A 12,193-nucleotide genomic window follows, 5' to 3' on the forward strand; every position below is an offset into this window, starting at 1 on the left:
CTCCCGGTGACGGTCAACGGCAAGGTGGACCGTCATGCGCTGCCCGCCCCCGACTTCGCCGCGCGCGCGTCGGCCCGCACGCCACGGACCGCCGCCGAAGAGACCCTCTGCGGGCTCTTCGCCGAGGTGCTCGGCCTCGAACGGGTCGGGGTGGACGACAGCTTCTTCGAGCTGGGCGGCGACTCCATCATGTCCATGCAGCTCGCGGCCCGGTCCCGCCTCCTCGGCCTGACGCTGACGCCCCGACAGGTCTTCGAGCACAAGACCCCCGAGCGGCTGGCGGCGCTGGAGGAAGCGGTCAAGGCCGCCGCCGAGCCCGAGCCCGAGCGCGGCGCCGAAGCGGCGGGCGCGCGCGAGGTGCCGTGGACACCGGCCATGCGCCTGCTGGGGAGCCGGCGGGCGTCCGCGCAGTCGATGGTGGTCGGGGCCCCGGCCGGGCTGGACCTGGACGTGCTGAGGGCCGGGCTGACCGCCGTACTGGACACCCACGACATGCTGCGCGCCCGCACCGTGCACGACGCGGCGCGGACGGCCCTGGTGATCGGCGGGCGCGGCTCGGTGGACGCGGGCCGGCTGATCTCGCGGCTGGACGCGATCGGCGGTGACGCCGCTCAAGTGGAGGCGATGGCGGCCGCCGCGGTGGAGGACGCCGGGCGGCGGCTGGACCCGGATGCCGGTGTGCTGCTCCAGCTGGTGTGGGTGGACGCGGGCCCCGACCGGCTGGGCCGACTCGTGCTCGTAGCGGACCGCCTGGCCGTGGACGAGACCTCGTGGCGGATCGTGCTCGCGGATCTGGCAGCGGCCTGCGAGTCCGTGACGGCGGACCGGGAACCGGCACTTGAGGCGCCCCGTACGTCCTTCCGCCGGTGGGCGGCGCGCGTGACGGGCGCCGACCGTACGGCCGAGCTCGACGCCTGGGCCGCCGTGATCGGAGAGAACGCCGACCCGCCGTTGGGGCGGCGAGCGCTGGACCCGGCGCTGGATACCGGGGCCACGGTGCGCCGACGCTCCTGGGACCTGCCGTCCGCCGACGCGGCCACGCTCGTCGACAAGGTTCCGGCGGCCTTCCACTGCGGCGTGCGCGAGGTGCTGCTCGTGGCCCTCGCCGGAGCCGTCGAGCACTGGCGGCGGTCGACGGACCCCGGAGTCCTGGTCGATGTGCACATCGACGGCCGGGGCGACAACGAGGCGGCCGAAGGGCGCACCTCCGTACCGCCCGCCCCTGAAGCGGACCTCTCCCGCACCGTGGGCCAGTTCACCGGCATGTACCCCGTGCGGCTCGACCTGACCGGCATCGACCTCGCCGAGGCCCGGTCCGGCGGACCCGCCGCCGGTGCGGCGCTGAAAGCGGTAAAGGAGCAGGTGCGATCGGTCCCCGGCGACGGGCTCGGCTACGGGCTCCTGCGCCATCTCGACCCGGAAGCCGGCCCGGCCCTCGCCGCCCTGCCGTCCCCGCAGATCGCGTTCGCCTACCGGGGGCGGTTCGCCGCCTCCCACGACGCGACCGGCCCGGCGGAGGCGTGGCGGCCGGCCACGGCGACGGTCCTGGCCGACTCCACCGCCGCCCACACGCCCGCCGCGCACCTTCTGGAAGCGGCCGCCGTCGTACGCGACACCCCCGACGGCCCCGCACTGACCCTCTCGCTGAGCGGGCCCTCCGGTGCCCTGGAGGGGGCGGCGGCGGAACGGCTCGGGCAGGCGTGGCTCGACATGCTCACCGGCCTCGCCGCCCACGCGGGCGACGCCGAGGCGGGTGGGCACACCCCCTCCGACTTCCCCCTCCTGGACCTCGATCAGGGCGAAGTCGAGGACCTCGAAGCCGAGTTGGCGGACGACAAGTCGTGATGAGGAGACAACGATGACCCGAACCCTTGTCGAGGACGTGTGGCCCCTGTCGCCGTTGCAGGAAGGGCTGCTCTTCCACGCCTCCTACGACGAGGAAGGGCCGGACATCTACACGGGCCAGCGGATGCTGGACCTGACCGGACCGGTGGACGCGGGGCGGCTGCGGGCCTCCTGGGAGGCGCTGCTGGCCCGGCACGCCGCGCTGCGCGCGAGCTTCCGCCGCCGAAGGACGGGGGCTCCGGTGCAGGTCATCGCGCGGGACGTGGTGCTGCCCTGGCGCGAGGCGGACGTCCGCGAACTGCCCGAGTCCGTCGCCCTCGCCCGCGTGGAGGAACTGGCGGCGACGGAGCGGGCGGAACGGTTCGACCCTGCGGCGGCCCCGCTGCTGCGCGTACTGCTGATCAAGCTCGGCGAGGGCCGCCACCGGATGGTGCTCACCAGCCACCACGTCGTCATGGACGGCTGGTCGATGCCCATCCTGCTCGGGGAGCTGACCGAGGTGTACGCGGCGGGCGGCGACGCGCGCGGACTGCGGCACGCGACGTCGTACCGGGAGTACCTGGCCTGGCTGAACCGCCAGGACAAGGAGGCGGCCCGCACCGCCTGGCGCAGGGAACTGGCGGGGACCGAGGAGCCGACGCTGGTCGCGCCGGCCGACCCGGCGCGCGTCCCGGTGGTGCCTGAGAGCGTGCTCACCCACCTCCCGGACGACCTGAACCGGCGAGTGGGGGAGCTGGCCCGTACGCGCGGTCTGACGGTGAACACGGTGGTGCAGGGCGCGTGGGCGCTCCTGCTGGCCCGGATGACCGGACGCACGGACGTCGTCTTCGGCGCGACCGTCGCGGGCCGCCCACCCGAACTGCCGGGCGTGGAGAGCATGGTGGGGCTGTTCATCAACACCCTGCCGGTGCGCGTGGACCTCGACGGCGCACAGCCGGTCGCCCGCATGCTGGCCGAACTCCAGGAAGGACAGTCGGCGCTGATCAGCCATCAGCACCTGGGGCTGCCGGAAGTCCAGCGGCTCGGCGGGCCGGGCGCGGTCTTCGACACGCTCCTGGTCTTCGAGAACTACCCGCAGCCACCGGACGAGCCGACGTCCCCCGACACCCTCGCGATCCGCGAGATCGACGGCCGCGAGACCGCCCACTACCCGCTCACCCTCGTCGTGGTCCCCGGCGACCGTATGCACATCAAGCTCGACTACCGGCCGGACCAGTTCGACCGCCCGGCCGCCGAGGCGGTCGTCCGGCGGCTGGAGCGGGTTCTGGAGCAGGTGGTGACGGACGTGTCGGCCCCGGTGGGGCGGATCGACGTGCTGGACGGGCCGGGGCGCGGGCTCGTGGTGGAGGAGTGGAACGCGACGGCGGACGCACTGCCCGACGCGCTCTCGGTGCCGGAACTGTTCGCCGCTGAGGCGACTCGGTCGCGGGATGCGGTCGCTGTGACGAGCCATCAATCCTCTTGGACCTATGGCGAGTTGGTCGGGGCGTCCGACCGCTTGGCTGCTTGTCTGTCGGTTCTGGGTGTGCGGCGCGGTGATCGGGTCGCTGTGGTGATGGAGCGTTCGGCGGAGTTGGTGGTGGCGCTGCTGGGGGTGTGGAAGGCGGGTGCCGCGTACGTACCGGTGGACGCGGGCTATCCGGCGGAGCGGGTCGCGTTCCTGCTGGCCGACTCCGCCCCGGCGGCGGTTCTGTGCACGGACGGCACCCGGGAGACGCTGCCCGCCGAGGGCGCGTACCGGGTGGTGTCGCTGGACGACCCGGAGGCGCGGGCGGCGTCCGCTGCGGACAGCCCGCAGATCGCGGTGGGCGCGGAGGACTTGGCGTATGTGATGTATACATCCGGGTCTACCGGCGTGCCCAAGGGCGTGGCGGTCTCGCATGGCGCGGTGGCCGGGCTGGTCGCCGAGCGCGGCTGGTCCGTGAGCGCGGGCGACGCCGTGCTGATGCATGCCCCGCACGCCTTCGATGTGTCGTTGTTCGAGGTGTGGGTGCCGCTGGTGTCGGGTGCCCGGGTGGTGATCGCGGAGCCGGGCGCGGTGGACGCCGGCCGGCTGCGGCAGGCGATCTCCGACGACGGTGTGACGGCGGCGCACCTGACCGCCGGTTCGTTCCGGGTGGCGGCGGAGGAGTCGCCGGGCAGCTTCGCCGGGCTGCGCGAGGTGCTGACCGGCGGGGACGTGGTCCCGGCCGGATCTGTGGCACGGGTGCGGGAGGCGAGCCCGGAGGTCGCGGTGCGTCATCTGTACGGGCCGACGGAGGTCACCCTGTGCGCCACCTGGCACCTCCTGGAGCCGGGGGCCGAGGCGGGGCCGGCCCTGCCCGTCGGACGGCCGCTGACCAACCGCCGGACCTTCGTCCTGGACGCGTTCCTCCAGCCCGTACCGCCCGGAATGACCGGCGAGCTGTACGTCGCTGGCGCGGGCTTGGCGCGTGGCTATCTCAGCCGTCCGGGGCTGACCGCCGAGCGTTTCGTGGCCTGCCCGTTCGGCTCCGGCGGGCGCATGTACCGGACCGGGGACCTGGCCCGCTGGACCGACGACGGCGAGCTGGTGTTCGTCGGCCGGGCGGACGCTCAGGTCAAGATCCGGGGTTTCCGGGTGGAGCTGGGAGAGGTGGAGGCGGTCCTGTCCGCGCATCCGGCGGTGGCCCAGGCCGTCGTCCTGGCGCGCGAGGACCGTCCGGGCGAGCGCCGCCTGGTGGGATACGCCGTGCCCGACGGGCAGGTGCTGGAGGAGCGCGCGGTGCGCGAGCACATGGCGAAGCTGCTGCCGGAGTACATGGTTCCGGCGGTGGTCGTGCTCGACGCGCTGCCGGTGACCGAGAACGGCAAGGTGGACCGCCACGCGCTGCCCGCCCCCGACTTCGCCGGGCGAACGTCGGAACGGGAGCCGCGTACCGCTGCTGAAGAGACGTTGTGCGGGCTGTTCGCCGAGGTGCTCGGCCTCGAACGGGTGGGGGCCGACGACAGCTTCTTCGAGCTGGGCGGCGACAGCATCATGTCGATGCAACTGGTGGCGCGGGCCCGTCGCGAGGGAGTGGTGTTCAGCGCGCAGGACGTCTTCAAGCACCCCTCACCGGCCCGGCTGGCCTCGGTGGCCCGGAGCGAGGAGGACTCCGCGCCGGAAGCGCCTTCCAGCGCTCTCCTGGCCGACCTGGCCCCGGACGAGATCGAGGAGCTACGGGCGGTGGTGCCGTCCCTCGCCGAGGTGTGGCCGCTCTCGCCCTTACAGGAAGGGCTGCTGTTCCACGCCGCCTACGAGGACCAGGGGCCCGACATCTACGCGGGCCAGCGGATGCTGGACCTGGACGGCCGGCTGGACGTGAACCGGCTGCGCACGTCGTGGGAGACGCTGCTGGCCCGGCATGCCGCACTGCGGGCGAGCTTCCACCGGCGGAAGTCGGGTACGGCGGTGCAGGTCATCGCGCGAGACGTCGTGCTCCCCTGGCGCGAGGCCGACCTCTCCGAGATGCCGGAGGCCGAGGCGACGGCACGGATCGGGCAACTCGCCCGCGAGGAGCGGGCGCAGAGGCTGGACCTGACGTCGGCGCCGCTGCTGCGGCTGCTCGTGATCCGGCTGGGCGAAGACCGGCATCGGATGGTCCTCACGAGCCATCACATCCTCATGGACGGCTGGTCGATACCGGTTCTGATCGGCGAACTCTCCGCCGTGTACGAGGCCGGCGGCGACGCGCGGAGGCTGCCGGCGGCCACCTCGTACGGGGAGTACCTGGCGTGGCTGGCACGGCAGGACAAGGAGGCCGCACGGGCCGCCTGGCAGGCGGAGCTCGCCGGAGTGGACGAACCGAGCCTGGTGGCCCCCGGAGACCGGATCGGGTCGTCCGTCGTACCGGGCAAGGTGCACGTCGAGCTGGCGGAGGAACCGACGCGGAAGCTGGTGGAGCTGGCCCGTACCCACGGACTGACGGTGAACACCGTGGTCCAAGGCGTGTGGGCGCTGGTGCTGGCGCGGCTGTCCGGCCGTACGGACGTGGTGTTCGGCGCGACGGTGTCCGGGCGCTCGGCGGAACTGCCCGGCGTCGAGTCGATGATCGGCCTGTTCATCAACACCGTGCCGGTGCACGTACGGCTGGACCCCGGCCAGCCGGTCGTCCGCATGCTCACCGAACTCCAAGAGCGGCAATCCGCTCTGATAGCCCATCAGCATCTGGGGCTCGGCGAGATCCAACGGACCGTCGGCCCCGGCGCGGTCTTCGACACGCTCGCCGTGTACGAGAACTACCCGAGCCCGCCCGCCCTGTCCGCCGGCCCCGGATCGCTCGTCCTGCGCCCGGTCGGCGAACCGGAGGACACGGCCCACTACCGGATGGGGCTCGTGGTGACCCCGGGGGAGCGGCTGCACATGAAGCTCGACTACCTGCCGGACGTGTTCGAGCGCGCCCAGGTCGAGACGGTCGGGGCGTCGGTGGTGCGGGTCCTGGAGCAGGTGGGGACAGACGCGTCGATGCCGGTGGGGCGGGTCGGGGTGGTGGACGACGCGGGTCGCGGGCTGGTGGTGGAGCGGTGGAACCGGACGGCTGTTCCGGTGGACGCGGCCCCGCTGCCGGAGCTGTTCCGGCGTCAGGCAGCCGTATGCCCGGACGCGGTGGCGGTCCAGGATGATGAACGCCGAGTGTCTTATGCGGAGTTGGTGGATGAGTCGGGCCGGCTGGCACGGTGTTTGATCGGTGCGGGTGTGGGGCCGGAGTGCCGGGTCGCGGTGGCGGTGGAGCGTTCGGCGTTGATGGTGATCGCCCTCCTCGGTGTCTCGATGGCGGGTGGGGTGTTTGTGCCGGTCGATCCGGGCTATCCGGCGGAGCGCGTCGGGCTGATCTTCGCGGACGCGGCCCCGTCGGTGGTGCTGTGCACGCGGAGCACTCGGGGCGTGGTCCCGGAGGGTTTCGAGGGCCGGGTGCTGGTCCTGGACGACCCTGCGTTCACGAGGGAGTTGGCGGACAGCTCCATTGATCTTCCGGGGGCGTTGAGTGTTCGTAGCGCGGCCTATGTGATTTATACGTCCGGGTCGACGGGTGCGCCGAAGGGTGTCGTGGTCTCGCATGCGGGGCTGGGGAATCTGGCGCGGGCGCAGATCGAGCGGTTCGCGGTCCGGCCCGGTTCGCGGGTTTTGCAGCTGGCGTCGCTGAGTTTCGACGCGGCGGTGTCGGAGCTGCTGATGGCGCTGCTGTCGGGTGGCTCGGTGGTCGTGGCCGGGGTGGACGGGCTGCCGCCGCGTGTCTCGCTGGCGGAGTCGGTACGTCGGTATGGGATCACGCATGTGACGGTGCCGCCGAGCGTGCTCATGGCGGAGGAGGAGCTGCCGGACAGCCTGGAGACGCTGGTGGTGGCGGGCGAGGCATGCTCGGCCGATCTGGCGGCGCGGTGGTCGCCGGGGCGGCGGATGATCAATGCGTACGGGCCGACGGAGACGACGGTCTGCGCGGCGATGAGCGCGCCCCTGTCATCGCAAGCGGACACGGTGCCCATCGGCCGCCCGATCGCCAACGTACGGACCTTCGTCCTCGACGCCTTCCTCCAGCCCGTACCGCCCGGCGTCACCGGTGAGCTGTACGCGGCCGGCGCGGGCCTGGCGCGCGGCTACCTGAACCGCCCGGCCCTGACCGGGGAGCGGTTCGTGGCCTGCCCGTTCGCGCCGGGCGAGCGGATGTACCGGACCGGCGACCTGGCCCGCTGGACCGATGACGGCGAGCTGGTCTTCGTCGGCCGGGCGGACGCTCAGGTCAAGGTCCGGGGCTTCAGGGTCGAGCTGGGCGAGGTGGAGGCGGCGCTCGCCGCGCACGAGGCGGTGGCCCAGGCCGTCGTCCTGGCCCGGGAGGACCGTCCGGGCGAGCGCCGCCTCGTCGGTTACGTGGTGCCGGACGGCGGCGAGCCGGACGGCCAGGCGATGCGCGACCACCTCGCGACAGTGCTGCCGGAGTACATGGTGCCGGCATCGGTGGTCGTCCTCGACGCGCTGCCGGTGACCGCGAACGGCAAGACGGACCGCACCTCCCTCCCCGCGCCCGACCTCATGGAGCACGTCACGGACCGCGCGCCGCGAGGAGAGGTGGAGACGGCCCTCTGCGCGCTCTTCGCCGAGGTGCTGGGGCTGGAGCGGGTGGGCGTCGAGGACAGTTTCTTCGAGCTGGGCGGCGACTCCATCATGGCCATGCAGCTCGTCGCGCGGGCGCGGCGGGAGGGCCTGCTCTTCGACACCCAGGACATGTTCGAGCGCGAGTACCCGGCGAGCCTGGCGGCGGCCGTACGGACCACCAGGCCCGTCGAGGGCGAGGAGCCGGACTCGGGCGTGGGCGAGGTGCCCTGGACGCCGGTGATGCGGATCCTGGGCGACCGGGTCGTGGGGCCCGGCTTCGCGCAGTGGATGGTGGTGGGGGCCCCGGCCGGGCTCGGCCTGGACGTGCTGACGGCCGGGCTGGCGGCCGTACTGGACACCCACGACATGCTGCGGGCCCGCGTGGCGCCGTCGTCGCTGCCGCCTTCCCCTTCCCCTTCCCCTTCGTCTTCGTCTTCTGGCGATGAGGGTCGGGCGGCGCTGGTGGTCGGCGAGCGCGGCTCGGTGGACGCGGCCGGGCTGGTGGTCCGGGTGGACGCTGTCGGCAGGGACTCCGCCCACATGGAAGCGGTGGCCGCCGCGGCGGTGGAGGACGCCAAGGCGCGGCTGGATCCGGGCGCGGGGGTGATGGTTCAGCTGGTGTGGGTGGACGCGGGCCCCGATCGGATGGGCCGGCTGGTGTTCGTAGCGCATCACCTGGTGGTCGACGGCGTGTCGTGGCGCATCCTCGTGCCGGATCTGGCCGCCGCCTGCGAGGCGGTGGCGGCCGGACGGAAGCCGGAACTGGACCCGGTGGGGACGTCCTTCCGCCGCTGGGCGGAGATCCTGACGGCCCAGGCGACGGACGAGAGCCGGGTCGCCGAACTCGGCGAGTGGGCAGCCATGTTGGGCGGATGCGGGGGAGATCCGCTGCTCGGTGAGCGGCCGCTCGACCCCGCGCGGGACACCGCCGCGACCGTACGGCGCCAGGCGTGGGCCGTCCCCGAGCCGCAGGCGGCGACGCTGGTGGCCAAGACGCCCTCGACGTTCCATTGCAGCATCCACGAGGTGCTGCTCTCCACGCTGGCGGCGGCGGTCACCGACTGGCGGCCGGACCCCGATCCCACCGTCCTCGTGAACATCGAGGGGCACGGACGCGACCCCGTCGCGGGCACGCAGCTGACGCGCACGGTCGGCTGGTTCACCAGCGTGCATCCGGTCCGGCTGCGGCTGGACGGCATCGACGTCGCCGGGGCCCGAGCTGGTGGGGCGACGATCGGCGACGTGCTCAAAGTCGTGAAGGAGCAGGGGCGTTCGGTGCCCGGCGACGGCCTCGGGTACGCGCTGCTGCGCCATCTCAACCCCGACACCGCACTGGTGCTGGCGGCCCTGCCGTCCCCGCAGATCGGCTTCAACTACCTCGGCCGGTTCGCCGCCGCCACCACCGCCACTGCCACCGCCGCCGCCACTGCCACCACCGACACCGACACCGACACCGACAGCGGCTCCGCGGAGGCGTGGCAGGCGGCCGGGGGAACGGCGATCGGCTCCTCGGCGGACCCGACGATGCCCGCCGTGCACGCCTTGGAGGCGGGCGCGTTCATCCGCGACACCCCGGACGGGCCCGGCCTCACGGTCACGCTGCGCTGGCCCGCCGGCCTCTTGGACGCGGGCGCGGTGGAACGGCTCGCGCGGACCTGGCTCGACATGCTCTCCGCGCTGGCCGCGCACACCGCCGACCCCGAGGCCGGCGGCCACACCCCCTCGGACTTCCCCCTCCTCGACCTGGCCCAGGACGAGGTCGAGCAGTTCGAGGCGATCGCGGCCAAGTCCGACGGAGGCCGGTAGCCGTGAAGCCTTCGACCATCGGCAAGGGAGCCGCGCTGGAGGAGGTGTGGCCGCTGTCGCCGCTCCAGGAAGGCATCCTCTTCCACGCCGAATCCGATGAGGAGGGCCCCGACCTCTACACCATCCAGCAGACGCTCGCCGTGCACGGTCCGGTCGACGCGGGGCGGCTGCGGGCCTCGTGGGAGGCGCTGGTGGCGCGGCATGCCACGCTGCGGGCGGCCTTCCACCGGCGGCCGACCGGCGAGGCCGTACAGCTGATACTCCGCCAGGTCACCCTGCCCTGGCGGCAGACCGACCTGTCGGGGCTGTCCGACGCCGACGCGTCGGCCGAGGCGGACCGGCTCGCCGAGCGGGACCGTACGCGGCGGTTCGACCTGTCGGCGGCGCCGCTGCTGCGCGTACTGCTGATCCGGCTCGGCGAGGACCGGCACCGGATGGTGATGACCAGTCACCACATCCTGCTGGACGGCTGGTCCATGCCGCTCATCCTCGGCGAGGTGTCCGCGGCGTACGCGGCGGGCGGGGACGGCTCCGCGCTGCGGCAGACGGGCTCCTACCGGGACTACCTGGCCTGGCTGGAGCGGCAGGACCGAGCCGCCGCCGTGGAGGCGTGGCGCGGGGAGCTGACCGGGGCCGACGAACCGACGCTGGTGGCCCCCGCCGACCTCGGCAGCAGCGTCACGGCGCCCCCGCGCCGCTGCCCCGTCCCGCTTCCGGAGGCGCTGCCGCACGCGCTGGGGGAGTTCGCCCGTACGCACGGCCTGACCGTGAACACCATCGTGCGGGGCGCGTGGGCGCTGGTGCTGTCCCGGCTCTCCGGGCACAAGGACGTCGTCTTCGGCGCCACCGTGGCGGGCCGCCCTCCCGAACTCCCCGGCGTGGACCGCATGGTGGGCCTGTTCATCAACACACTGCCGGTACGGGTCCGGCTCGACGGCGCGCAGACCGTGCTGCGGATGCTCACCGACCTCCAGGAGCACCAGACGCGGCTGCTCCCGCACCAGCACCTGGGCCTCCCCGACGTGCAGCGGCTGGGCGGGCCGGGCGCGGTCTTCGACACGCTCCTCGTCTACGAGAACTACCCGAGCCCCACCGCCGACGGGGCGCCGACGGACGGCGCGCTCTCCTTCACGGCGCTCGACACGCGCGAGGCGACGCACTACCCGCTGGTGCTGGGCATCGTCTCCGGCGACCGCCTCCAGGCCCACGTCACCTACCGCCCGGACCTGTTCGACCAGGGCACCGCGGTCTCCGTCATCGGCTGGCTGGTGCGCGTACTGGAGCAGATCGTGGCGGACCCCGCGGTCCTCGTCGGCCAGGTGGGCGTGCTCGGCGCGCATGAGCACGGGCTCGTGGTACGGGCGTGGAACGAGACGGCCGCCACCGTCCCGGGCCGCTCCGTGCCGGAGCTGATCCACCGCCAGGTGGAGCACTCGCCCGGCGCGGTGGCGCTCACGGAAGGCGAACGATCGCTCACATACGGCGAGTTGGCCGCCGCGTCGGATCGCCTGGCCGCGTATCTGTCGGCTCTGGGTGTGCGGCGCGGTGATCGGGTCGCTGTGGTGATGGAGCGTTCGGCGGAGCTGGTGGTGGCGCTGCTGGGGGTGTGGAAGGCGGGGGCCGCGTACGTACCGGTGGACGCGGGCTATCCGGCGGAGCGGGTCGCGTTCCTGCTGGCCGACTCCGCCCCGGCGGCGGTGATCTGCACCAGCCGGACGAAGCACGCGGTGCCGCACGGCGTCGTCCCGGCGTCGACGGTCCTGCTGGACGACCTGCGGGTGCCGGCGGCAACCCCCGAGGGCGGCACGCCGGCCGCCGTGGGCGCGGAGGACCTGGCCTATGTGATGTACACGTCCGGGTCCACCGGTGTCCCCAAGGGCGTGGCCGTCTCGCACGGCGCGGTCGCCGGACTGGCGGGCGAGCACGGCTGGTCCGTGGGTGTGGACGACACGGTGCTCATGCACGCGCCGCACGTCTTCGACGCCTCGCTGTTCGAGGTGTGGGTGCCGCTGGCCGCGGGCGGCCGGGTCGCGATCGCCGCTCCGGGGCCCGTGGACGCCCACCGGCTGCGGCAGGAGATCGCCGACGGCGCGACCGCGGTGCACCTGACCGCGGGCTCCTTCCGGGCGGTCGCCGAGGAGTCCCCGGAGAGCTTCGCGGGCCTCCGGGAGGCGCTGACCGGCGGCGACACGGTCCCGGCCAAGGCCGTGGCACGGGTCCGGCAGGCGTGCCCCGGCCTCGCGGTGCGCCACATGTACGGGCCGACGGAGAGCACGCTGTGCGCCACCTGGCATCTGCTCGGGCCGGACGCCGAGGCGGGCGCGGTGCTGCCGATCGGCCGCCCGCTCGCCAACCGGCGGACGTTCGTACTCGACTCCTTCCTCCACCCGGTGCCGCCCGGCGTCACGGGCGAGCTGTACCTCGCGGGCACCGGCCTGGCCCGCGGCTACC

General features: G+C 73.6%; 3 protein-coding genes. All 3 read left to right on the forward strand.

Going from position 1 to position 12,193, the window contains the following annotated elements:
* The coding region (locus ACFU99_RS16190) for a condensation domain-containing protein (protein WP_384391736.1) at nucleotides 1-1,845 on the forward strand (1,845 nt) is incomplete at its 5' end.
* A 13-nt stretch (nucleotides 1,846-1,858) separates the two neighbouring features.
* Nucleotides 1,859-9,742 carry an amino acid adenylation domain-containing protein gene (locus ACFU99_RS16195; protein WP_384391739.1) on the forward strand — a complete coding sequence of 2,628 codons (7,884 nt, stop codon included), beginning with the start codon at nucleotides 1,859-1,861 and terminating at the stop codon, nucleotides 9,740-9,742.
* Between the two features lie 2 nt (nucleotides 9,743-9,744).
* Nucleotides 9,745-12,193, forward strand: a 2,449-nt coding sequence (locus ACFU99_RS16200; RefSeq protein ID WP_384391741.1) for an AMP-binding protein, incomplete at its 3' end; no start/stop codon positions are given.

Source organism: Streptomyces sp. NPDC057654, assembly GCF_042800135.1.
In the GTDB taxonomy this organism is placed as follows: Bacteria; Actinomycetota; Actinomycetes; order Streptomycetales; family Streptomycetaceae; genus Streptomyces.